Origin of the sequence: Geomonas paludis (assembly GCF_014193585.1) — a bacterium.
GTDB classification, from domain to species: domain Bacteria; phylum Desulfobacterota; class Desulfuromonadia; order Geobacterales; family Geobacteraceae; genus Geomonas; species Geomonas paludis.
The window spans coordinates 131,674-153,649 of sequence record NZ_BLXY01000003.1; the positions used below are offsets into that span (position 1 = coordinate 131,674).

Annotated in this window: 22 protein-coding genes; 5 read left to right on the forward strand and 17 right to left on the reverse strand. The window is 63.9% G+C overall.

Annotated elements, in window-relative coordinates; genetic code table 11:
- Positions 1-47 precede the first annotated feature (47 nt).
- Positions 48-332 (forward strand): ArsR/SmtB family transcription factor, encoded by a 285-nt coding sequence (locus H7687_RS10540; protein WP_183347051.1) that lies wholly within the window; start codon positions 48-50, stop codon positions 330-332.
- Positions 333-376: 44 nt separating this feature from the next.
- Here H7687_RS10540 and H7687_RS10545 read toward each other — a convergent pair whose 3' ends face one another.
- From H7687_RS10545 to H7687_RS10560, 4 genes are all read right to left on the reverse strand, one after another.
- Positions 377-1,717 carry a TldD/PmbA family protein gene (locus H7687_RS10545; RefSeq protein ID WP_183347053.1) on the reverse strand — a complete coding sequence of 447 codons (1,341 nt, stop codon included), beginning with the start codon at positions 1,715-1,717 and terminating at the stop codon, positions 377-379.
- 303 nt (positions 1,718-2,020) lie between these two features.
- The gene (locus H7687_RS10550) at positions 2,021-2,470 is read right to left on the reverse strand and encodes an N-acetyltransferase (protein WP_183347055.1); all 450 of its coding nucleotides are present in this window, start codon (positions 2,468-2,470) and stop codon (positions 2,021-2,023) included.
- The gene (gene recN / locus H7687_RS10555) at positions 2,467-4,128 is read right to left on the reverse strand and encodes a DNA repair protein RecN (RefSeq protein ID WP_183347057.1); all 1,662 of its coding nucleotides are present in this window, start codon (positions 4,126-4,128) and stop codon (positions 2,467-2,469) included. The genes H7687_RS10550 and recN overlap by 4 nt, the downstream gene beginning before the upstream one ends.
- On the reverse strand, positions 4,129-4,995 hold the full coding sequence (locus H7687_RS10560) for an NAD(+)/NADH kinase (RefSeq protein WP_183347059.1): 867 nt from the start codon (positions 4,993-4,995) through the stop codon (positions 4,129-4,131). It lies immediately after the preceding gene.
- A 138-nt stretch (positions 4,996-5,133) separates the two neighbouring features.
- Here H7687_RS10560 and H7687_RS10565 point away from each other — a divergent pair, with 138 nt between their 5' ends.
- From H7687_RS10565 to pfkA, 3 genes are all read left to right on the forward strand, one after another.
- Entirely contained in the window at positions 5,134-7,629 is a 2,496-nt protein-coding gene (locus tag H7687_RS10565) for a glycogen/starch/alpha-glucan phosphorylase (protein WP_183347061.1), read from the forward strand.
- A gap of 51 nt (positions 7,630-7,680) precedes the next feature.
- Positions 7,681-8,949, forward strand: coding sequence for a replication-associated recombination protein A (locus H7687_RS10570; protein WP_246404809.1), 1,269 nt, complete (start codon positions 7,681-7,683; stop codon positions 8,947-8,949).
- Between the two features lie 96 nt (positions 8,950-9,045).
- Positions 9,046-10,005: a 6-phosphofructokinase gene (gene pfkA / locus H7687_RS10575; RefSeq protein WP_183347065.1), complete on the forward strand. Its 960-nt coding sequence runs from the start codon at positions 9,046-9,048 to the stop codon at positions 10,003-10,005.
- 184 nt (positions 10,006-10,189) lie between these two features.
- On the opposite strand, the gene H7687_RS10580 is transcribed toward pfkA, so the two are convergent.
- The 8 genes from H7687_RS10580 to amrS form a co-directional block, all read right to left on the reverse strand.
- Positions 10,190-10,570 (reverse strand): VOC family protein, encoded by a 381-nt coding sequence (locus H7687_RS10580; RefSeq protein ID WP_183347067.1) that lies wholly within the window; start codon positions 10,568-10,570, stop codon positions 10,190-10,192.
- A gap of 59 nt (positions 10,571-10,629) precedes the next feature.
- Entirely contained in the window at positions 10,630-11,082 is a 453-nt protein-coding gene (locus H7687_RS10585) for a tetratricopeptide repeat protein (RefSeq protein WP_183347069.1), read from the reverse strand.
- A 19-nt stretch (positions 11,083-11,101) separates the two neighbouring features.
- The gene (locus H7687_RS10590; protein ID WP_183347071.1) at positions 11,102-11,722 is read right to left on the reverse strand and encodes an HAD family hydrolase; all 621 of its coding nucleotides are present in this window, start codon (positions 11,720-11,722) and stop codon (positions 11,102-11,104) included.
- 21 nt (positions 11,723-11,743) lie between these two features.
- Positions 11,744-12,058: an HNH endonuclease gene (locus tag H7687_RS10595; protein WP_183347073.1), complete on the reverse strand. Its 315-nt coding sequence runs from the start codon at positions 12,056-12,058 to the stop codon at positions 11,744-11,746.
- Positions 12,059-12,088: 30 nt separating this feature from the next.
- Positions 12,089-12,535 (reverse strand): ribonuclease HI, encoded by a 447-nt coding sequence (rnhA, locus tag H7687_RS10600; RefSeq protein ID WP_183347075.1) that lies wholly within the window; start codon positions 12,533-12,535, stop codon positions 12,089-12,091.
- A complete protein-coding gene (locus tag H7687_RS10605) occupies positions 12,525-13,175 on the reverse strand; it encodes a lysophospholipid acyltransferase family protein (RefSeq protein ID WP_183347077.1) in 651 nt (216 codons plus the stop codon). The genes rnhA and H7687_RS10605 overlap by 11 nt, the downstream gene beginning before the upstream one ends.
- An 86-nt stretch (positions 13,176-13,261) precedes the next feature.
- On the reverse strand, positions 13,262-14,644 hold the full coding sequence (locus H7687_RS10610) for a sensor histidine kinase (protein WP_183347079.1): 1,383 nt from the start codon (positions 14,642-14,644) through the stop codon (positions 13,262-13,264).
- A complete protein-coding gene (gene amrS / locus H7687_RS10615; RefSeq protein WP_183347081.1) occupies positions 14,635-15,648 on the reverse strand; it encodes an AmmeMemoRadiSam system radical SAM enzyme in 1,014 nt (337 codons plus the stop codon). The genes H7687_RS10610 and amrS overlap by 10 nt, the downstream gene beginning before the upstream one ends.
- Positions 15,649-16,093: 445 nt before the next feature.
- Here amrS and H7687_RS10620 point away from each other — a divergent pair, with 445 nt between their 5' ends.
- Positions 16,094-16,246, forward strand: a complete 153-nt coding sequence (locus H7687_RS10620) for a TFIIB-type zinc ribbon-containing protein (RefSeq protein WP_183347082.1) — start codon at positions 16,094-16,096, stop codon at positions 16,244-16,246.
- 50 nt (positions 16,247-16,296) lie between these two features.
- Here H7687_RS10620 and H7687_RS10625 read toward each other — a convergent pair whose 3' ends face one another.
- The 5 genes from H7687_RS10625 to mreC form a co-directional block, all read right to left on the reverse strand.
- A complete protein-coding gene (locus H7687_RS10625) occupies positions 16,297-17,442 on the reverse strand; it encodes a tRNA-queuosine alpha-mannosyltransferase domain-containing protein (protein WP_183347083.1) in 1,146 nt (381 codons plus the stop codon).
- Between the two features lie 39 nt (positions 17,443-17,481).
- Positions 17,482-18,582 carry a rod shape-determining protein RodA gene (gene rodA, locus H7687_RS10630; protein ID WP_183347084.1) on the reverse strand — a complete coding sequence of 367 codons (1,101 nt, stop codon included), beginning with the start codon at positions 18,580-18,582 and terminating at the stop codon, positions 17,482-17,484.
- Between the two features lie 107 nt (positions 18,583-18,689).
- The gene (gene mrdA, locus H7687_RS10635) at positions 18,690-20,597 is read right to left on the reverse strand and encodes a penicillin-binding protein 2 (RefSeq protein WP_183347085.1); all 1,908 of its coding nucleotides are present in this window, start codon (positions 20,595-20,597) and stop codon (positions 18,690-18,692) included.
- Positions 20,594-21,076, reverse strand: coding sequence for a rod shape-determining protein MreD (gene mreD, locus H7687_RS10640; RefSeq protein ID WP_183347086.1), 483 nt, complete (start codon positions 21,074-21,076; stop codon positions 20,594-20,596). The genes mrdA and mreD overlap by 4 nt, the downstream gene beginning before the upstream one ends.
- 24 nt (positions 21,077-21,100) lie before the next feature.
- Positions 21,101-21,925: a rod shape-determining protein MreC gene (gene mreC / locus H7687_RS10645; RefSeq protein WP_183347087.1), complete on the reverse strand. Its 825-nt coding sequence runs from the start codon at positions 21,923-21,925 to the stop codon at positions 21,101-21,103.
- Between the last annotated feature and the right edge of the window lie 51 nt (positions 21,926-21,976).

Consider the following 21,976-nt stretch of genomic DNA (forward strand, 5'->3'; position numbering starts at 1 on the left):
AATCAGCATATATAGATTATCTTTAGCCCAAACCGGAGGATACCAAGTTGGCATTTGACAAGACCAAAGATTACGGAAAAGAAGCGGAGATGCTGAAGGTGCTCGGGCACCCGATCCGCCTGAAGATAGTGGCAGGGCTGTGCACCCAGGAGTGCAACGTGAAGCACATCTGGGAATGCCTGGGGCTTCCCCAGGCGACCGTGTCGCAGCACCTGGCGCTTTTGAAGAACAAGGGAATCATCGAGGGGACCCGGGACGGGGTCGAGGTGCACTACGCCGTGGTGAGCCCGTTCGTGCGCAGGCTGATCGAGATCCTGGACGCAGAGGCGTAAGAGAAGCAAAGCTTGCTGAAGGACCGCACCCGCCCGGGGCGGTCCTAGGTTCCGCTGATATCGAGTTCGGCGATCCGCAGCGACGGCGAACCCGTCGAGCCGAAGAAACGCAGGTCGCTGCCGACCTGGTCCACCCTTGCAAACATCTCCAGCAGGTTTCCCGCCAGGGCCAGCCCCTTGACCGGGTACCTGATCTCTCCATCTTCCACGTAAAAACCTGCCGCACCGACCGAGAAGTCACCGGAGATGGGGTTTGCCGTGTGCATGCCCATCACCTCGGTGATCATTACCCCTTTGCGCACCCCCGTAAGCAGTGTGGCGAGATCTGCCGTGCCGGGCTCGACATGGAGGTTGTGGGGGCCGACCTTGGGCGGGGTCTTGATGCTGCTACGCACCGCATTGCCGGTCGAGCGCGCCCCCAGGCGCCCGCCCCAGTAGCTGTCGTAGAGGAAGCCCTGCAGCACGCCCCCCTGCACCAGCGCGGTATCCTGCTGCGGCACGCCCTCGCCGTCGCAGGGCGCGCTCCCCAGGCCGCCCGGCAGGAGGCCGTTGTCGCGCACGGAGACCAGCCCGGAGAACAGGCGCTCCCCTACCCTGCCGGCCAGAAGCGACTTCCCCTTGTGTACGTTTTCGGCCAGAAAGGAGCCGGACAGGACATCGAGCAGGTCGGCTGCCACGCGGTTGTCCAGCACCGCCTGGCAGCGCATGGTGGCCAGCGTCCGCGCTCCTAACAGCCCGGTCGCCTTGCGCCCGGCGCCGGAGGCGACCGCCGCCAGGTCGATGCCGGCGAAGGAGGGCGAGAAGCCGTAATCCCAGCCGGTCTGGGCGTCGCCGTCGGCTTCCGCCACGGCGGAGACGCTGCAGGAGTTGTAGGTGCCGCTGTAGGCGGCGCTTAAGCCCAGGGAGTTACGGACCAGGGAATGGTAGGTGGATTCGCCGTAGCTGCATTTGCGCACCCGTTTCACGCGCGGATCGACCGCGAGCACCAGGCGCTCCAGTTCCAAAGCGCGGGCAACCTTGACCGATTCGTCTACTGAGGCGAGCGAGGGATCGAAGAGCCAGGGGGTATCAGGATAGGAGGCGGCGGCTTGGGCAAAGGTGAAATGCTCGTCCGGTGTCTGCACCCGGGCCGCGACCAGCGCCCCCTGCACCATGCTTTCCAGCGCGGCGTCGTCGAGGGCGGTCGAATAGGAAAAGCCCATGCCCTGGCCCACCAGCAGGCGCAGGGAGATGCCCAGCGGCTCCGCCACGCGGAAGGCGTCCACCTTCCCCTGTTTCACCTCGATGGCAAGGTCGCGCGAGCCGGAAACGGCGATCTCGTAGCCGTCGATTTGGCGCCCCTTGAGCAGGCGTTCCACCGCGTCGGCGTGTCGTGTCAGTTCCATGGTGGCCTCGGAAAGATAGTGACCGGGAGCCCGTGTCATTGCGGCTTCCATCGGGTGGGTACTGCGGGGGCAAACTTCGTGATTTGCTGTGATGTCCAATAATCCCTCTCCCTCCGGGAGAGGGTGCCCGAAGGGCGGGTGAGGGCTCTTGCCGGCTGCGGGTCTTTTGCCCTTGGCAATGCCCTCACCCTAGCCCTCTCCCCGAGGAAGAGGGAATGTGGACGCATGCCTGTGGTGGCGACGCCATAAAGGAGGGGCGAATGATTATTCGCCCCTACAGGTCGACGACGCCCTCTCCGGCCTTTACAGCTCCAAAATCATCGCGATCTCGTCGCAGTCCGGGAACTTGACGCACTTGATGCAGTCGCCCCACACCTTGTGCGGCAGCTCGCTCTTGTCGGCGATCTTGAAACCGAACTTGGCGAAGAAGTCAGGCTTGTAGGTGAGGCAGAAGAGCTTCTTGAGCCCCAGGCTACGCGCCTCCTCGATGCAGGCTCCCACCACCTGGCTGCCGATGCCGCGCCGCCCGGCGCTCTCGGCGACGGCCACGGAACGGACCTCGGCCAGGTCCTCCCAGACGATGTGCAGCGCGGAGGTGCCGAGCAACTGCCCGTCCTCCTCGAAAACGTAGAAGTCGCGCAACGCCTCGTACAGTTCGGAAAGCGAGCGGGAGAGCATCTCGCCGCGGCTCGCGAAGTTGGTCAATAGTTTCTGAATCTCTTTTACGTCGCCAATCCTGGCCTTCCTGATCATCTCACTGCCTCCTGAATCAACTCCCTGGCGTGCTCCAGGGTCTTTTCCGTGACGCGCGCGCCGGACAGCATGCGCGCCACCTCGGCCACCCGCTCCTCCCCTTCCAGGAGCTCCACGCCGGTGGCGGTGCGCCCGTCGGCGACCTTCTTCTCGACCTTCAAGTGCTGGTCGGCAAAGGCGGCCACCTGCGGCAGGTGGGTGATGGCCAGCACCTGCTGCTCGCGGGCCACCCGTTTCAGCTTCTCGCCCACCAGCGCGCTGGTTGCCCCGCCGATGCCGGTATCCACCTCGTCGAAGATGAGCGTGGGCACCTCGGAATCGGGATGCAGCTGCTTCAGCGCCAGCATGAGCCGGGAGAGCTCGCCACCGGAGGCGATCTTCGCCAGCGGTTTGGGGGGCTCGCCCGGGTTCGGGGAGAAGAGGAACTCGGCGCGCTCGAAGCCGTAGCTCTTCGCGTCAACACTCTTCTCGAAGGAGGTCTCGAAGACGGCGTGTTTCATGGCCAGTTCCGCGAGTTCGTGCTCCATACCCTGCTTGAGCTTCTGGGCGCCGTCCTGGCGCGCCCTGGTCAGCCTGGCGCCCAGCGCCGCCAGTTCCTGCTCCAGCTGCGCGATGCGCTGCTGCAGCTCGCCGCGGGTCCCCTCCAGGTTGGTGAGCACCGACAGTTCCTGGTCCACCTGGCGCTGGTACTCGAGGATCTCCCCGATGCTGGCGCCGTACTTCTTCTTGAGGCGGCCGATGGCGTCGAGGCGGTCCTCGATCTCCTCCAGCCGGGCCGGGTCGGACTCGACGCGGGCCGCGTAGTCGCGCAGGGTGAGCGAGGCATCTTCCAGCTGCGCGTAGGCCGCCTCGAGCGCCTCGGTGACCGGAGCCAGCGCCGGGTCGATGCGACCTGCGTCGGCTACCCCGGCGATGATGCTGGCGAGACTCCCCAGCAGGGTTGCCTCGCCGCCGTAGAGGGCGTCGAAGGCGCCCTGCGAGGCGCCCATCAGCTTCTCGCTGTGCGCCAGCCGGGCGCGCTCTTCGGCCAGCTCCTCTTCTTCACCGGGGGTGAGCTTGGCCTCGGCGATCTCGTTGCTCTGGAAGGCGAGCAGGTCGAGCCGGCGCGCGGCCTCGCGCTCCCCCGCCTCGAGCGCCTGCAGTTCGTGTTTCGCCGCCTGGCACTGCTCGTAGCGTGCGGCGAAGTCGGCGCGCAGGGGGAGCGCCCCGCAGTAGCCGTCCAGAAGAAGCAGGTGCTGCTCGGTCTTCAAAAGGCTCTGCGCGTCGTGCTGCCCGTAGATGTTGATCAGGTTGCGGCAGATCTCGGAGAGGAGCGACGTGGTGGCCAGGCCGCCGCCGATGAAGACGCGGCTCTTGCCGCCGGCCGCGACCACGCGCCGCACCAGCAGCTCGCCGTCGCACTCGATCCCGGCCTGCGCGAGCGCCTGAAGCAGCCCATCCCGCCCGGAGAGGTCGAAGACGGCCTCCACGGAGGCCTCCTTGGCGCCGGAGCGGATCAGGTCGGCGCTGCCGCGCCCGCCCAGGATCAGGTTCACCGCGTCGATGATGATGGACTTGCCCGCGCCGGTCTCGCCGGTGAGGATGTTGAGCCCCGGGCTGAATTCCACGTGCAGCCTGTCGATGATGGCGAGGTTGGTTATCTGGAGCTCTCTGAGCACTTAGCGTTCACCCCATTTGAGCTTGGTGCGGAGCACCTCGAAGTAGTCCTTGCTGCGGGACTGGATCAGGCGCGTCACGTGAGGGGCCTTCCGAATCTGAATGACGTCGCCGGAAAGAAGCTTCATCCCCACCTGGCCGTCCAGGGTGAGGAACACGGACTCGTCCGGTGCGTAGTTCAGCTTGATGGCGATCTGGGCCTGCGCGTCCACCACCAGCGGCCGGTTGGTCAGGGTGTGCGGGCAGATCGGGGTGATGGAGATGCACTCCAGTTCCGGGTGCAGGATGGGACCGTTGGCGGAAAGGGAGTAGCCGGTCGAGCCGGTCGGGGTCGATATGATCAGGCCGTCGGCCTTGAAGGTGGTCAGGTAGCGCCCGGTCACCGAGGTCTCCATGTCGATGATCCTGGCCAGGGCCCCCTTGTTGATGACCACGTCGTTGAGCACGCGGTGCAGCTCGACCACGGCACCGTCGCGCTCGACGCTCGCCAGGAGCATCATGCGCTCGGTCACCTCGAAGTCGCCGGCCAGGCAGCGCTCCATGGACGGGTAGAGCTCGTCCAGGGTGATCTCGGTGAGGAAACCGAGGCTCCCCAGGTTGACCGCCAGGATCGGGACGTCGCACTCGCCGATGAGGCGGGCAGCGGCGATCAACGTGCCGTCCCCGCCGAGCACCACCACGAGGTCGGCGTCGCGCGCTATTTCGGAACTCTCGGAGCTCTCGGCGAGCGTGGTGCGTCTGAGCCTGCGCGAAAGATGTTCCTCGACGTGGGCGGTAACGCCGCGGGCCGCCAACCACTCGATCAGTTCCTCGGCGACCCCCAGGCAACGCGGATCGTGTACTTTCGCGAAAATGGCGATTTTTTTCATCACGAGCCCTTTACTTGTACTGTAATCTAGGATTTACTAGCACAGTTGGTGTATCATGTCCAACGGAAAACTGGCGCACCCCAAGTAGTCCCGCAGAGACCTTTCCCACAATAACTACGTGCAGATGCAGGGTGACTCATGACTGAAGAGCAGATAGGCGTGAACGAAGAGCTTGACAAGCAGATGCTCATTATCAAGTCCTTTCTGGAACACCTCGAATACACACTGGGAAAGGACAAATACTCCGCTACAGCTTATGACAGGTTCAACGCCCTCGCCTATGCGGTCCGCGATTACCTCGTTGAGCGTTGGCTCGACACCCAGCAAGCGTACTACAACTCCGACTACAAGAGAGTCTACTACATGTCCATGGAGTTCCTGATGGGAAGGACCCTCAGCAACAGCCTGATCAACCTGGGGCTGTGGGAGGACTTCAAGGACGCCATCAGCTCCCTGGGCAACGACTTCGACCAGATCGTCAACGAGGAACAGGACGCGGGCCTCGGCAACGGCGGCCTGGGGCGGCTCGCCGCCTGCTTCCTCGACTCCATGGCCACCATGTCCATCCCCGCCTACGGCTACGGCATCCGCTACGAGTACGGCATCTTCCGCCAGCACATCATCGACGGCGCCCAGGTGGAGATCCCCGACAACTGGCTGCGCTACCGCAACCCCTGGGAGTTGGACCGCCAGGAGCACCTGCACACGGTGAAGTTCTACGGCCGGGTCATCTCGACCCCCGACGCCAACGGCAAGCTGGTGCGCGAGTGGGTGGACACCGACGACGTCATGGCCATGGCCTACGACACCCCCATCCCCGGTTACCAGACCCAGAGCGTCAACACGCTCAGGCTGTGGAGCGCCAAGTCCAGCCGCGAGTTCGACCTCAAGTTCTTCAACGAGGGGAACTACATCCGCGCCGTGGAAAAGAAGATGCAGTCGGAGACCATCTCCAAGGTGCTCTACCCCGCCGACAACGTGGTGGAGGGGAAGGAACTGCGCTTCAAGCAGGAGTACTTCCTCGCCTCGGCCACCGTGCACGACGTCATCTACCGCTTCAAGAAGAAGCACCAGGACATGCGGCTGTTGCCGGACAAGGTGGCCATCCAGTTGAACGACACCCACCCCACCCTCGCCATTCCCGAACTGATGCGCGTGCTCATGGACGTGGAAGGGGTCGAGTGGGAGGAGGCGTGGGACATCACCAAGAAAACCTTCGCCTACACCAACCACACCATCCTCCCCGAGGCGCTGGAGCAGTGGCCGGTCTGGTTCTTCGAGCAGATCCTGCCGCGGCACCTGCAGATCATCTACGAGATCAACGAGCGTTTCCTCAAGGAGATCCGGGAGCATTTCCCCAACGAGCCCGAGCGTCTGGCCCGGATGTCCATCGTCGAGGAACACTGGGAAAGAAAGATCCGCATGGCGCACCTGGCCATCGTGGGGAGCCACTCGGTGAACGGCGTCGCCGCGCTGCACACCGAGATCCTCAAGAACGAGCTGTTCCGCGATTTCTACGAGATGTACCCGGAGCGCTTCAACAACAAGACCAACGGCATCACCCAGAGGCGCTGGCTCAAGATGTCCAACCCCGCCCTCTCGGCGCTGATCGACGAGTACATCGGCGGCGGCTGGACCACCAACCTGTACGACCTGGAGAAGCTCTCCGCCATCGCGTCCGACCCGGAGTTCATCGCGCGCTGGCGCCAGGTGAAGCGGAGCAACAAGGAGGGGCTGTGCCGCTACATCAAGCAGCACAACGACCTCGACGTCGACCCCGACTCGCTCTTCGACGTGCAGGTGAAACGGCTGCACGAGTACAAGCGCCAGCTGTTGAACGTGCTGCACATCATCACGCTCTACAACCGGATCAAGGACAACCCGGGAGCCTACGTGGTGCCGCGCACCTTCATCTTCGCCGGCAAGGCAGCGCCGGCCTACGCGACCGCCAAGCTGATCATCCGGCTCATCAACGCCGTGGCCGCCGTGGTCAACCACGACCCGGACGTGGCGGGACGGATCAAGGTGGTGTTTTTAGCCAACTACAGCGTCTCGCTGGCGGAAAAGATCTTCCCCGCCTCCGACCTCTCCGAGCAGATCTCCACCGCCGGCACCGAGGCTTCCGGGACCGGCAACATGAAGTTCGCCCTGAACGGCGCCCTCACCATCGGCACCCTCGACGGCGCCAACATCGAGATCATGGAAGAGGTGGGACGCGACAACATCTTCATCTTCGGCATGACCGCGGCCGAGGTGTCGCAGCTGCGCGCGCGTGGCTACAATCCGCGGGAATACTACAACGGCAACCGGGAACTGAAGCGGGTACTGGACATGATCGCCTCGGGCTTCTTCTCCCCCTGGGCTCCCGACCTGTTCACACCGCTCACCGACTCCCTTTTGAACCTGGGGGACCACTACATGCTCCTGGCCGACTACGCTTCCTACGTCGCCTGCCACGAGAAGGTGGCCGAGCTGTTCAAACAGCCCGACGAGTGGGCGCGGCGCGCGATACTCAACTGCGCCGGCATGGGCAAGTTCTCCAGCGACAGGACCATCGACCAGTACGCCCGCGAAATCTGGGGCATCAAGCCGGTGAACATCCTCCCGGGGACCGTGGAACTACAGAGGCATTGATTGGATCTTTTCAACGGAACCGACGCACGATTCGCACCGCTTGCCGAACGCATGCGGCCCCGCACCATCTCCGAATACCTGGGCCAGGGGCACCTTCTGGGTGAAGGGAAGCTCCTGAGAAGCCTGATCGAAACCGACCGGGTCACCTCCCTCATCTTCTGGGGCCCTCCGGGCTCCGGCAAGACCACCCTGGCCCGCATCATCGCGGGCGCCACCAAGAGCCACTTCATCTTCTTCTCGGCCATCATGAGCGGCATCAAGGAGATCCGCGAGGTGGTCAAGGAAGCCGAGGACATCCTCAAGTTCCAGGGCAAGCGCACCATCCTCTTCGTGGACGAGATCCACCGCTTCAACAAAAGCCAGCAGGACGCCTTCCTCCCCTACGTGGAGCGCGGCACCTTCACCATGATCGGCGCCACCACCGAGAACCCCTCCTTCGAGGTGATCGCGCCGCTTTTGTCGCGCTGCAAGGTGCTCGTTTTGAACCCGCTTGCCGACGAGGACGTGCGCCAGATCCTGGTGAACGCCCTGAACGACCGGGAGCGCGGGCTCGGGGAGTTCGAGCTCGCCGCCTCCGAGGACGCCCTCTCCTTCCTGGCCGAGCAGGCCGGCGGCGACGCCCGCATCGCGCTCAACACCCTGGAGACGGCGGCCAGGCTGGCGCGCGACGGCGAGATCTCCCTGGATATCGCCCGCGAGGCATCGCAGAAGAAGCCGCTGCTCTACGACAAGGGGGGCGAGGAGCACTACAACGTCATCTCCGCCTTCATCAAGTCGATGCGGGGCTCCGACCCGGACGCCGCGCTCTACTGGCTGGCGCGCATGATCGAGGCGGGGGAAGACCCCATCTTCATCCTGCGCCGCATGGTCATCTTCGCCTCCGAGGACGTGGGCAACGCCGACCCGCGCGGGCTGCAGATGGCGGTATCGGCGCTGGAGGCGTTCCGCCTGGTGGGGATGCCCGAGGGAAGGATCATCCTGGGGCAGGCCGTCACCTACCTCGCCACCGCCCCCAAGTCCAACGCGAGCTACACGGGGATCAACGAAGCCCTGGCCGAGGTGAGAAAGTCCGGCGGCCTCCCGGTCCCCATGCAGATCAGAAACGCCCCCACCAAGCTCATGAAGGGTCTGGGCTACGGCAAGGGCTACCTCTACCCGCACGACTACCGGGACGGCATCGTGGCGCAGGGCTACCTCCCGGAGCAACTCTCGGGGCGGCGCTTCTACGCACCGAAAGAGAGCGGCTACGAGAAAAGCATCCGCGAGCGTATGGCCTGGGTCAGGGGACAACGGGAAAAGACGAACGATCCCGAGCGGTAAGGCCTTGTTGAAAATGCGACACCCCATGATATATTCAAGCTTGCTTTGCCCGGGGGCATCCCCCCCCGGCACACTAACCTCCAGCGGAGTCAGAGCATGAAGAAGATCGGGATACTCACCAGCGGCGGAGATTGCTCCGGCATGAACGCGGCGATCAGGAGCGCAACGCGCACGGCGCTGGGACACGGGGTGCAGGTGGTCGGCTTCAGGAAGGGGTACGCCGGCCTTTTGAAGGGCGACCTGCTGGAGATGACCACCAGGGACGTAGCCGGGATCCTGCACCGCGGCGGCACCTTCCTGCAGTCGGCCCGCAGCGAGGAGTTCCGCACCGTGCTGGGGCGGGAGAAGGCGGTCCGGCACCTGCAGGACCTGGGGGTCGAGGGACTGGTGGTGATCGGCGGGGACGGCTCACTGAACGGCGCCCTCGCCCTGCACCGCATGGGGGTGCCGGTGATGGGGATCCCCGCCAGCATCGACAACGACATCGCCTACACCGACATGGCCCTGGGCGTGGACACCGCGCTCAACAACATCATCTACGCCGTCGACTGCATCAAGGACACCGCCAGCTCGCACGACCGCGCCTTCGTCATCGAGGTGATGGGAAGAAACTCCGGCTACCTGGCCAGCATGAGCGCCATAGCCACCGGCGCCGAATACGCCATCATCCCCGAGGTGGAATGCGACATAGCCGACCTGTGCAACCAGCTCAGGATGCGCTACGAGGAAGGGCGCAGCAACGCCATCATCATCCTGGCCGAGGGGGCCGGGCGCGCCCAGAACATCGCCGACAACATCAAGGACGCCATCGGCTTCGAGACCCGGGTCACCGTGCTCGGGCACTACCAGCGCGGCGGAGCGCCCTCGGTGTTCGACCGCCTGTTGGGAAGCCGCTTCGGCCACGCCGCGGTCGAGCACCTGCTGGCGGGAGAAAAGGGGAAGATGGTGGGGCTTTGCTGCGGCGAGATCTGCCTGACCTCGCTGGAGACGGTGGTGGTGAGCGAGAAGACCCAACAGGATCAACTGCACGATCTGTCGATGATCTTGGGGATCTAGGCCACGTCGTCCACATCCCCTCTCCCTCCGGGAGAGGGCCAGGGTGAGGGCAGCAGCCGGTGAGAAGGATCCCTCACCCGCCCTTCGGGCACCCTCTCCCGGAGGGAGAGGGAATAAGGGAAGGCACAAGAAAAGGCCGCGCCGGGGAAACCGGGCGCGGCCTTTGACGTTTATGTTACGACTTTTACGGGCGGCAGTAGGTGATGGCGCTCAGCACCGCGCCCTGCGGGTCCTGGAGCACGCAGAAGCGCCCCACCCTCGGGATGTCGGTTGGCGGGACCAGCACCTTCCCTCCCAGTTCCTCGGCCTTGGCGGCAGTCTGGTCCACATCGGTCACCGTGACGTAGACACCCCATCCCAGCGGTTTGCGGCGCCCGGGGCCGGCGGGCGCCATCCCCGCCACCTCCTTGCCGGCGACCTTGATCAGGGTGTAATCCGCCTCCCCGTCCCAGCGCTCGGTACTCCAGCCGAACAGCCTGCCGTAGAACGATTGTGCGGCGGCAACGTCATCCGTGGTCAGTTCGAACCAGCTGAAAGCACCCTGTTCTTTGAATCGGTCGGTCATCTGGCACCTCCTCGTACTCTGTTAGGGCAAACGAGGAGAAGTATACTACGGAACCGGGTTCAACGCAGGCCCACTCGGGAAAGAGCGATGCCCAGCCACTTGTTCAGGAAGTGATCCCGGGAAAGGAAACGCAGCGGCGGCGGTTTCCTGGTGCCCAGTGTGGCCAGGAGCGCCTTGATCTCCTCGCTCCCCCCGACCGACATCCCCTTCCTGAGCGCCTCCAGGGCTTGCGGCTTGTCCCGGGCCACCTGGTGCACCCGGGCCAGGTTCAGGTAGTGCACCGGGTTCTCCGGCTCCAGCTCCAGGGAGGCCAGGCAGAGCTCCCGCCCCTTCTTCACCTGGCCCCGCTCCTTGGCGATGCACAGGCCAAGGTAGGAGTGCAGCAGCGGGTTGTCTTCCAGCTTGAGAGCCCGCTCCAGCTGGGCCAGGGCCGCCTGGTACTCGCCTGCGGAAAAGGCGGCGAGGGCACGGCTGAACAGCTTCTCTGCATCTTCCTGCGGCACAGGCTCCATTGATCCGACCCTCCGGTGGCTAAAGCAGTAACAGCAGATCCTGGTGTCTATCTATCCTGGTAGCGCAGCCCAGCTCGCCGCGGTAGGCGACGAAGGGGACCCCGGCCCCTTGGGCGGCGCGGCGGTCGACGTCGGAGTCGCCCACGAAGAGGGCCTCCTCCGGCGCGAGGCCGTAGTGCTCCAGCACCTTGAAGAGCGGCTCCGGATGCGGCTTGGGGTTCTTCACCCTCCCGGCGGTCATGACGCAGCTGAAGTAGCCGTCCAGCCCGAAGTCGGCGAGCAGCATATCCATCGAGCTCGCGCGGTTGGTGCAGATCGCCAGCTCCACCCTCCCCTTCAAGGCGTCCAGGGTCTCGCGCAGCCCCTGCTCCATCACCATGAGCGGGAAGAGCTTGCGGTAGTCGATGCTGGCGGAAAAGGCGCGCACCTCGTCCATCCGGTCGTCGCCGGCGAACAGGTATTCCAGTACGTCCTTGTTGCAGTAGGTGTGCAGGATGCGCATGGTGTCGTGGTCCCCGCGGTCGATGGCGGGCTTGCCGAAGCGCTCCAGTATCAGGTGATAAAAGGCGTAGTTGGCCTCGAAGGAGTCGAACAATACGCCGTCGCAGTCGTAGATGACCGCCTTGATCTTTTGGCTCAAAACTCTATCTCCACGGCAGCCTCAGTCGGTACCGGCACCGCCGTCCCGCCCCATCCCTTCCAGGTATTCCTGCCATTCGATGGGGAGCATGTGCTTCTTCTTGTTGTTGCATTCCTTGCAGCACGGGACCACGTTTCCCTTGGCGGACTTGCCGCCCCGGATCACGGGAACGATGTGGTCCATGGAGAGTTCCGCCGGGGGGAACTTCCCCTGGCACCAGTGGCAGACTCCCTTGGCCACCCGGTTCTTCCACCACTGGCTGCGCCGCAGTTCGCGCGCCTTTTCACGCTCGCGCCGGACCTCCTCCTCGGAGACCTCGATGATAAAGTAATCCACTACACCCTCGATATCGGGAGCCTGAAGCCCCTACCTGCCGGCGCCGGCCCGGTAGCTGTCGATGGCCGCCCGCGCCAGTTCGTCGCAGCGCTCGTTTTCCACGTGGCCGTTGTGACCGCGCACCCAGACCCAGGTGATGCGGTGCATCTTGGCCAGGGCCAGCAGTTTCTCCCAGAGATCGCGGTTCAGGACCGGCTCCTTCTTGGAGTTCACCCATCCCCTTTTCACCCACCCGGAGAGCCACTCGGTCATCCCCTTGGCGAGATACTGCGAGTCCGTGGTGACCACCACCTCGCAGGGGCGGGTCAGCGCCTCCAGCGCCTGGATCGCGGCGCTCATCTCCATCCGGTTGTTGGTGGTCTCGCCCTCGGCGCCGGAGAGCTCCTTCACCTTGTCGCCGTAGCGCAGGATGCTCCCCCAGCCGCCGACCCCGGGGTTGCCGCTGCAGGCGCCGTCGCAAAAGATCTCAACCCGCATGCGGCCGTCCTCCCTGCTGCTGCAGCAGCGCGGCGATGGCGTCCATGACGCGGTCCACGATCATCTGGTGGGTCTCCTTGCAGTCCTCGAGCTGGTACAGGTCGCTGAAATCGAGCGGCGCACCGAAGACGACGCCCCCCTGCAGTCCCATCGCCGGGAACTTCCAGCGGTTGATGCCGGTGAGCGCCGTCGGGATCACGTGCGGCCTGGTGTCGTAGATGATCTTGCCCACGCCGCGGTTACCCTTGCCGAGCACGCCGTCCTTGTGCCTGGTCCCCTCGGGGAAGAGCATCACCTTCTGGTCCGCCAGGAGCGCGTTGATCTGCTTGCCGGCGCGTACGTCGCGGCCGCGGCGCACCGGGAAGGCGCCCCAGGAACGGTAGACCAGCCCCATGAACCCGGAGAAGAGTTCCTCCTTGGCGGGGGCCCAGAGCATCTGCATGGGATGACTGCGGATCACGGCCCAGGGGAGAAAGACGGTGTCGTAGGCGGAGATGTGGTTGGAGGCGATCAGGACACCCCCGTCGGCGGGGATGTGCCGGGCACCCTCGACGCGGAACCGGTTCAGAAGTGAGGCGTAGCTGCCGATTACCCAGACGGAGAAAGTAACCCAGAAGCGACGTAGCAGTGAAACCTTCAAGAAGAAAACCTCTTCATCACGTGAATTTTATTGAAAGAAAGTTGATGTATAGCATGAATGGCGATTCCGGGGCAACCGTTTCCGCGTCACCCCGGGAGGGTGAAGTAGAAGGTGGCGCCGCGGCCGGGTTCACCTTCGCCCCAGACGCGGCCGTTGTGACGGCGCACGATGCGGCGCACGGTGGCGAGTCCCAGACCGGTACCGGGGAATTCCCGGTAGGTGTGCAGCCGCTTGAAGGGCTGGAACAGCTGCCCGGCGCGGGTGCTGTCGAAGCCGGCGCCGTTGTCCCGGATGAAGATGAGAGTCTCCCCCTGTTCCGTCCTCTGCGAGCCCAACTCGACCACCGGGGCCTCCACCTTGGCACTGTACTTCCAGGCGTTGGAAAGCAGGTTTTCCAGCACCACCCGCAAAAGCTGCGGGTCACCGTACACCGGGAGTTGTTCGGGGACGCGGAAGGTGACCGGACGTTCCGGGTAATCCTGGCGCAGTTGGGCCGCTATCTCCCGGGCGGAGGGAACGAGATCGAAGGTGGTGCAGGAAATCTCCACCTCGGTGACGCGGCAGAGCACCATCAGCGAGTCGAGCAGCGCCTCCATCTGGATGCAGCCGTCATGAACGAGGTCGACGAAGAAGCGGCCGTTGTCGTCCAGCTGTTCGCGGTAGCCCCGCAGTTCCTGGGCCGAGCTGTACACCCGGGTGAGCGGAGCACGCATGTCGTGGGAGATGGCGTGGCAGAATGCCTCGAGTTCCTGGTTGGCCTGTTGCAGTTCCGCGGCCTGGTGGGTAAGCGCCGCGTTGAGAGCGGCGGTTTCCTGTTCGGCCAGCTTGCGTGCCGTGATGTCGCGCACGATCTCGATGCCGAAGAGGGGCTTGCCGTCACTCCCCTTCAGCGAAGAGCCGATCAGCTCCACATATCCCCCGGTGGCGGAGGCTTCCGGCCCGAGCTCGGCGCGGTGCACCTTGCCGTCCTCGAAGGAGCCAAGAATGTGGCACCCGGCGCAGGCCGCGCTCTCCTTGCGGTACGCCTCGTAGCAGTAGCGACCGGCATGGGCGCCGGTCATGCGCTGGTGGGCCGGGTTTTGATAAAGCACCTTGAGATCGGGGTCCTGGATGGAGACGGCCTCACCCAGGGCCTCGAAGATCCCTTCCATCTTGGCCCGTTCCCTTTGGGCCTCCTCCAGCGCATTCTGCAGGGCCTTTTCCAGCGCGGCTTCGTTGCGGTGGGCGCGGCGGCTGTAGAGCAAAAGGGCGCAGACCAGGAAGAACACCAGGGCGAAGTCGTGGTGCGTTTCTGAAGCCAGGACAAAGTCAGCCAGGGGTTTCCCGCCGAAGACCAGGTAGTCGACCAAGCCATCGAGGACCCAGAACAACAGGACGACGCCAATTCCCAGAAGGATCTGAAACAGAAAAGAGATGAGCCCAGGTTCCGAGAGCTTGGCCCACCGGGCCATGCGCCGCGTTACGTCCATACACCCTCGATGACCGCCCCGCAGCCGGGGCAGGTTCCATTGCAGAGAAGATTCTTTTCCACCAGGTAGCCAAGCCTCTTAATTAGCAGGGAGCCACAGAAAGAGCAATAACTGTTTTCGCCCCCCTCGCCCGGCACGTTCCCTTCGTACACGTAACGCAGCCCCGCCTCCTGCCCTATACGCCTTGCCTCCCGCAGGGTTTCCACCGGGGTGCGCGGCTGGTCGGTGAGGCGGTGGGTCGGGTAGAACTGGGTCACGTGCCAGGGGGTCTCCACCCCGACCTCGGTGGCGATGAAGCGGGCAAGGTCGCGCAACTCGGACTCGGAATCGTTGCGGTTGGGAATCACCAGCGTGGTGAGCTCGACCCAGATCCCCTGCCGTTTGTAGTCGCGGATGCAGTCCAGAACCTCCCCGAGCGCGGCGCCCACCACCTCCCGATAGAACGACTCGCTGAATCCCTTGAGGTCGATGTTGGCGGCGTCGAGGTAGGGGGCGATGGTGGCCAGGGCTTCGCTGGTGATGTAGCCGTTGGTCACGAAGATGTTCTTGAGCCCCGCCGCCTTGGCCAGCTTGGCGGTCTCGTAGGCATACTCGAAGAAGATGGTCGGCTCGGTGTAGGTGTACGCGATGGAGCGGCATCCCGTGGCCAGGGCCCGCTCCACCACGGTCTTGGGCTCTACGAAAGTGCCGGAACGCGCCACGGACCGTTCATCCGGCTGGGCAATGGTGTAGTTCTGACAGTGCAGACACCTGAAATTGCAGCCGACGGTAGCCACGGAGTAGGAGCGGGTCCCCGGCAGGAGATGGAAAAGCGGCTTCTTCTCGATGGGATCGACATGCTCGGCAACGAGGTTGCCATAGACCAGGGTGTACAACACCCCGTCACGGTTCTCCCGCACCCGGCAACGGCCACGCTGCCCCGACACGATCAGGCAGCCGAAACGGCACAGCCCGCAGCGCACGCGCTCCCCGTCCAGCTTCTGGTAGAACATGGCTTCTTTCATGTCACACCTCCGATACGGCCGGCAAATTAGCGAGCGCAAATATATCATTTAAGACCCAAAATTTCCAGCGGAAATTTAGGCAGATGCAGGTCCACGCCCCGATACCGTATACGCTCCGTCAAACCGTTGTTCCAGGATTTCAGGCCTGAATATTTTTTTCGGCACCCCACTCATTTTACGCAAAGGTCAACGCCAGAACTGCCTTAAAGCATACCTTTGTTTGATTGTGGAAATGTTCGTGTAAATACGGTTGTTTACGAATGAGAATGGCAATGACATTGACCTAAAAAAAAGAAATGTTTTAAAATGAAGGCTCAGGAATGGAGGGGGAGACAAAAGCTAAACTACTGTTTTAGGTCACTTTTTCGAAAAAATAGCACTTGACCAACACAATCCGTTCTATATATTGTCAAAATCAAAATTTCCGCGTTGGGGAGAAACAAACATGAAATGCCCGCATTGTGACAACAAGATAGGAATCGAGATCGATATGCATTCCGACGGCTACGCCAAAGACCTGCTGGAATGCACCTCCTGCGGTACCGTCTGGCTCGAGAAAGCATCCCAGATCATTACCGTGAACAAGCACGCCGCCTAAACGGGAACGGGGGCGCCGCAGGCGCCCCCCCTCCGCCGTCCGCTCCTTCCTCACCAGCCGAGAGCAATCTCCTGCACCCCTGCACCTGCACCGGCAACCAGCCCGGCAAAGAAGTCATCGTAGACCGCAGCCATGCGCCCCCAGTCGTAGCGCGCCACGTGCCGGTCCAAAGCCGTCCGCGCCTTACCCTCTCCCGTCAGCAGTTCCCGCAACCGCACTACCAGCGACTCATCCTCGCGGTACAGTACCGCCTTCCCGAGTCCGTCCGGCACGTGTTCCGGATAAGCGAGCCGGTGCGGCAGCAGCGCCTGGCAACCGCAGTAAAGCGCCTGCACCACGCTGGCGCCGAAGAATTCCTGGCGCGAGGTCACCGGCAGAATGTCCGCACGCCAGAGCCACTGCGCATACTCGCCGAAACTCTTCTGGTAGCCCCATTCCACCACGCGCGCGCCCAGCCTCTCCCGCGCCTGGTTGAAGACCGCCGGCGCCCGCCCGAAGGACTCCCCCAGCACCGCCACCCGGAACTCGACCCCCTCTTCCGCCAGTTGGTACAGCGCCTGGAAGAACGCCTCCGGCGCCTTGTCGTACTCCCAGCGGTGGTTCCAGAGCAACAGCGGCGCTTCCGCCTCGGGCGTTCCCTGCGGGCGAAAGCCTTCCAGCTTGGCCAGGTCCAGCCCCAGGGGGAGCACCCGGCTCTTCCCGGCGATGGCGTCCACGCTGGCGAGTTCGACTGCGTCGGGGAAGCGCTTCAGGAAGGCGGGAAGCTCGCCCAGGAAAGAATCCATATGGTAGCGGGAGTTGAAGAGGACCGCGTCGGCGGCCAGGGCGCTCACGTAGTTGATGAAGGCGTAGTGCAGGTCGCGCTGCGCGCCGACGTCGGGGTCGCCCGGGGACCAGGGATAGGTGAGCTGATTCTCGTGGAAGTAGATGGCGCTCGGGCAGCGGTCGCTGAGCGGCCTGGTCAGCGCCAGGAAGGTGGTCAGGTCGAGCATGTCCGTGGCGAGGATGAGGTCGGGCCTCCTGCCCGCGGCGAGGAAGCGGCTGGCGAGCGTCACCGCGCCGCCGTGCATGCGCCACTTCCAGTTGCGGCCCGCCAGCGTGAAGAGTTCCACCACGTGGCCGGAACGGGCGGCGTATTCGTTGGCCCAGGCGGCGTGCGACCCGGTGCAGTAGGGCTCGACGAGGGCGATGTGCATGAGTGGCGCTCCTATGGGGCCGAAAAGCCCCGGCGGTGGTTAGAACATGAAGCGCCGCATGCTGATGTTGAGCAGGATACCCACCCCCACCATGGAGGTGACCATCGAGGTCCCGCCGTAGGAGAAGAAGGGGAGCGGCACCCCGACTACCGGCATCAGGCCGATCACCATCCCCATGTTGATGGCGATGTGCCAGAAGAGCATGGCGGTGACCCCGACCGCGAGCAGGGAGCCGAAGCGGTCGTTGCATTTTTTGGCGATCCCCAGCCCCCACAGGATCAGGAACAGGTAGAGGGTAAGTATGAGCAGGCAGCCCAGAAAGCCCCATTCCTCGGCGAAAACGGAGAAGGCGAAATCGGTGTGCTGCTCGGGCAAAAAGCGCAGCTGGGACTGGGTCCCCTGCATGAACCCCTTGCCGAAGGTGGCGCCGGAGCCGACGGCGATCTTGCTCTGGATGATGTGGTAGCCGCTCCCCAGCGGGTCGAGGTCCGGGTTGAGGAAGTTGTAGATGCGCTTTTTCTGGTAGTCGTGGAGCAGGAACTGCCAGGCGACGAAGACGATGGGGACTGCGGCGGCGAAGATGGTGCCCAGGGCCGACCAGCGCACACCGACGAAGAGGAGCATGGTGCCGGCGATCAGGGAGACCAGGATGGCGGTGCCCAGGTCGGGCTGCTTCATGATCAGCGCCGCGGGGATGCCCAGCAGTAAGAGCGGCTGCACCAGCTCCTTCAGGGTAAGCCCCTTGAAAACCGGGTAGCGGCTGAAGAACCGGGCGAAGGTCATGATGATGACGATCTTCATCGGCTCCGAGGGCTGCATATTGAAGAACCCCAGGCTGATCCAGCGCGTGGCGCCCATGGTGGTCTTGCCGGCGACCAGAACCAGCACCAGCAGCACCAGTACCGCGCCGTACAGCCAGTAGGAGAAGTCCTCCAGCATGTGGTAGTCGAGGCTGCAGACGGTGAGGCACAGCCCAAGGCCGGCCACGATCCAGTAGAGCTGCTTCAGGTAGTACGGCGTGCCGATGTCCCGGTACGAGGACGAGGCGCTATATATATTGATCACCCCGAAGGCGGTGATGAGCAGCACCACCCCAAGCAGGGTCCAGTCGAAGTTGGTGAATAGCCGTCTGTCGAACATCTCTTCCTCGTCATGCTATCCGCGGTTATCTTCCGCAGGTGAAAGTCCCCCTTTGGTGCAAGTCCCCCTTTTGCAAAGGGGGATTCAGGGGGATTTGAACGGTCGGGTTATTGTTGCGCGGGGGGGGCGGTGTCGGGCTCGGCCACCCCTTCGCCCCCCTCTTCATCCTTGGGCACGGGCTTTGGCACCGGTTTCTTGATGACCCCCTTCCCTTCGAAGTAGGAGCGCAGGATCTTGCCGGCCACCGGCGCCGCCGCCGACCCGCCGTGCTCGCCGTGCTCGACGATGACGGCGACCGCTATTTCCGGCTTCTCATAGGGGGCAAAGGAGACGAACAGCGCATGGTCGCGGAAGCGGTACGGCACCCCCCCTTTGCTGTCGCGCAGCTTGACCACCTGGGACGAACCGGTCTTGCCCGCCACCTTGACCTCCCAGAGCCGGGAGGCACCGCCGGTGCCGTGGGCCTCGTTGACGACGGCCAGGAGCCCTTCCTTGACGAAACGGTACGTCTCAGGTTTCAGGCCGGTCTTCCCCAGCACCTGCGGCGCGAAGTCCTGCAGCACCTTGCCATCCGCATCGACGACCCGCCTGACCAGGTGCGGCCGGAAGATGGTCCCCTCGTTGGCTACGGTGGCGATCATCGAGGCAAGCTGTACCGGGGTGGTGAGCACGTACCCCTGGCCGATGCCGACCGGGAGGGTCTCGCCTGAATACCACTTCTTGCCGAAGCGCTTGAGCTTCCACTCCTGGGTCGGGATCACCCCGCCCTTCTCGTTCTCCAGCCCGATGCCGAGCGGTGTCCCCAGGCCGAAGCGTTTGGCGTACTTGGCGATGCGGTCCACGCCCAGGCGCTCGGCCAGCTTGTAGTAGTAGACGTCGCAGGACTCCCGCAGCGACTTCTTCAGGTCGACCGAGCCGTGCCCCTTGTGCTCCCAGCAGCGGAAGGTGCTGTTGCCGAACTTGTAGGAGCCGGTGCACTGGATGGTGGTGTGCTCGTCGATGAGCCCTTCCTCCAGGCCGGCTATGGCCGTGATGATCTTGAAGGTGGAGCCCGGCGGGTACATCCCCTTGAGCGCCTTGTTCTCCAGGGGGTGGCGCTCGTCCTCCAGGTACTTCTTCCAGACCTCGGGGGGCATGCGGCCGGTGAAATGGGCCGGATCGAAGTCGGGACTGGAGACGAAGGCCAGGATCTCGCCGGTATTGACGTCCATGGCCACGGCGGCGCCGGCCTGGTCACCGAGAGCCTGCTCGGCCGCCTTCTGCATCTCCAGGTCGATGGTCAGCATGACGGTGTTGCCGACGCTGGAGCCGGTCTCGGCCACGGTGCGCAGGAAGCGGCCGCGGGCGTCCACCTCGATCTGGCGCCCGCCGTCGGTGCCGTGCAGGTAGTTTTCCCAGGCCCGCTCGATGCCGCTCTTGCCGACGTAGTCGCCGGCGTTGTACTCGCGGTAGCGTTCGCTGCTCAACTCTTCCTCGGAAACCTCGCCGAGGTATCCCAAGAGGTGCGAGGCGAGCGAGCCGTTGGTGTAGGCCCGGATCGGCTTCATCTCGATGTTGACGCCGGAGAGGGCGAGACGGTTCTCCTCGAGGAATTCCATCTGGTCGCGGGTGATCCCGGAGGCGACCACCAGGGGATAGTACTTGGCCCTCCCCTGCCCCTTGTTCCACTTGGTCTCGATCTCGGTGCGGTCCAGGTTGAGGTAGCGCGCCAGGTTGTCGATCAGCTGGTCCTTGTTCTTCACGTCCTGCGGGATGACCGCCACCGAGAACGACGGGGTGTTGGAAACCAGCACCTTGCCGGTGCGGTCCAGGATGGCGCCGCGGGGGGCCGCCACCGGGACGAAGCGGAGCCGGTTGTTCTCGGACTGGTCGATCAGGTCCTCGGCGCTGATCACCTGCAGGTACCAGAGTCTGGCCAGCAGCAGGAAGAAGACGGCGCAGGCGCCCAGGGAGAGGCCGATGATGCGGCGGCCGCCCCCGTCGTCGTCGGGAAGGATATTGTTGAGGGCCTTCATCGCGCCTCCTCGACCGGGAGCCTCACCCCCGAAAAGAGCGAGGCGACCAGCGCGTTGATCAGCGCCTGCGGCAAGAGCGCAGGTAACACCGAGGCGTACAGGCCGTTACCGACCGAGAAGACCAGGAGCAGCACAAGGTTCAAGAGGGCACTCATAATGGTTGCGATAAAGACAACCAGCACGAACAGGGCGCGGTTGTCGGTGTAGAGACGATCTGCGAGCTCGGACAAAAGGGTGTAGATGCAGAGATAGGAGAAGGCGTGCAGCCCAAGGTAGATGCCGCTGAAGCTGTCCTGCAACAGCCCCAGGGCAAATACGGCGACGCCGGCGAAACGGTGCGGCAGCTTAAGCCCCAGGTACACCACCAGGATGATGATCAGGTTGGGCTGGAAGGGATCCAGCAGGTACCTGGGGAGGAGCGTCATCTGCAGCAGCAGGGCGGCTATGAGGATGCCGGCTATTTTGAGATAGGCGATCACTGGGTTGACCCGTGTTGAAGGAAGCTACTCATCGCGCTGCTTGACCAGTACCAGCGCCTCTTCCAGTTTGCCGATGTTGACCAGCGGGCGCACCTCGATGGTCTGGAAGACGCCGTACTCACCCTTTTTCACCATGGTGACCTCCCCGATGGGGAGCCCCTTGGGGAAGACGCCGCCGATGCCGGAACTGATCACGGTGTCGCCGACCTTGACGTCCTCGTCCTTCACGGTGAACTCCAGGGAGCAGCGCCCGCCGCCTGCGCCGCGCACGATGCCCCGGGCGCGGGAGCGCTGGACGATGGCGGCGATGGCGCTGGCGTGGTCGGTGAGCAACAGCACCCGCGAGGAGTGCGGCGCCACCTTCACCAGGCGACCGACCACCCCGCCTATGGCCACCACCGGCATCCCTTCCAAAAGGCCGTCGGCGCTGCCGCGGTCCACCACCAGGGTCTTGAACCAGGCCGAGCTGTCCTCGCCGATCACCGACACCGCAAGGGAGGGAACGGCGACGCTCTCCTTGAGGTCGAGGAGCTGCTTGAAGCGCATGTTGGCGGCAACCGCCTCGTTGTCGGCGATGATGCGCGCGTTGAGGCGTTTCACGCTCTTTCTGAGCTCGATGTTCTCACGACGCACGTCGATCAGGTCGATGTAGTTGTTCCAGATGTCGCTGAAAAAGCCGGTCGCGCTGGCCGCGGAACCGGCCACCGGAGCAGTGATGCCCATCACGGTGCGCTCCACCGGGTTGGCGTGCTCCTTGTTCCTCAGGTTCAGGGCGTAGGTCAGAAAGGCCGCCAGCAACAGCAGTGCGGTCATCAGGAAACGCCGGTAGCGGATCAGAAGGTTTTTCATCGGCCTCAAAAATGGTTAGGGGGCACTGTGCCCCCTAGAGAAAAAATGACG

What these genes read in the sequence shown, in the direction of transcription:
- H7687_RS10545 (WP_183347053.1), bottom strand. Translation starts at nt 1,717, where the DNA reads ATGGAACTGACACGACACGCCGACGCGGTGGAACGCCTGCTCAAGGGG.
- H7687_RS10550 (WP_183347055.1), bottom strand. Translation starts at nt 2,470, where the DNA reads ATGATCAGGAAGGCCAGGATTGGCGACGTAAAAGAGATTCAGAAACTA.
- H7687_RS10560 (WP_183347059.1), bottom strand. Translation starts at nt 4,995, where the DNA reads ATGAAAAAAATCGCCATTTTCGCGAAAGTACACGATCCGCGTTGCCTG.
- H7687_RS10565 (WP_183347061.1), top strand. Translation starts at nt 5,134, where the DNA reads ATGACTGAAGAGCAGATAGGCGTGAACGAAGAGCTTGACAAGCAGATG.
- H7687_RS10570 (WP_246404809.1), top strand. Translation starts at nt 7,681, where the DNA reads ATGCGGCCCCGCACCATCTCCGAATACCTGGGCCAGGGGCACCTTCTG.
- pfkA (WP_183347065.1), top strand. Translation starts at nt 9,046, where the DNA reads ATGAAGAAGATCGGGATACTCACCAGCGGCGGAGATTGCTCCGGCATG.
- H7687_RS10580 (WP_183347067.1), bottom strand. Translation starts at nt 10,570, where the DNA reads ATGACCGACCGATTCAAAGAACAGGGTGCTTTCAGCTGGTTCGAACTG.
- H7687_RS10585 (WP_183347069.1), bottom strand. Translation starts at nt 11,082, where the DNA reads ATGGAGCCTGTGCCGCAGGAAGATGCAGAGAAGCTGTTCAGCCGTGCC.
- rnhA (WP_183347075.1), bottom strand. Translation starts at nt 12,535, where the DNA reads ATGCGGGTTGAGATCTTTTGCGACGGCGCCTGCAGCGGCAACCCCGGG.
- H7687_RS10610 (WP_183347079.1), bottom strand. Translation starts at nt 14,644, where the DNA reads ATGGACGTAACGCGGCGCATGGCCCGGTGGGCCAAGCTCTCGGAACCT.
- amrS (WP_183347081.1), bottom strand. Translation starts at nt 15,648, where the DNA reads ATGAAAGAAGCCATGTTCTACCAGAAGCTGGACGGGGAGCGCGTGCGC.
- H7687_RS10620 (WP_183347082.1), top strand. Translation starts at nt 16,094, where the DNA reads ATGAAATGCCCGCATTGTGACAACAAGATAGGAATCGAGATCGATATG.
- H7687_RS10625 (WP_183347083.1), bottom strand. Translation starts at nt 17,442, where the DNA reads ATGCACATCGCCCTCGTCGAGCCCTACTGCACCGGGTCGCACGCCGCC.
- rodA (WP_183347084.1), bottom strand. Translation starts at nt 18,582, where the DNA reads ATGTTCGACAGACGGCTATTCACCAACTTCGACTGGACCCTGCTTGGG.
- mrdA (WP_183347085.1), bottom strand. Translation starts at nt 20,597, where the DNA reads ATGAAGGCCCTCAACAATATCCTTCCCGACGACGACGGGGGCGGCCGC.
- mreC (WP_183347087.1), bottom strand. Translation starts at nt 21,925, where the DNA reads ATGAAAAACCTTCTGATCCGCTACCGGCGTTTCCTGATGACCGCACTG.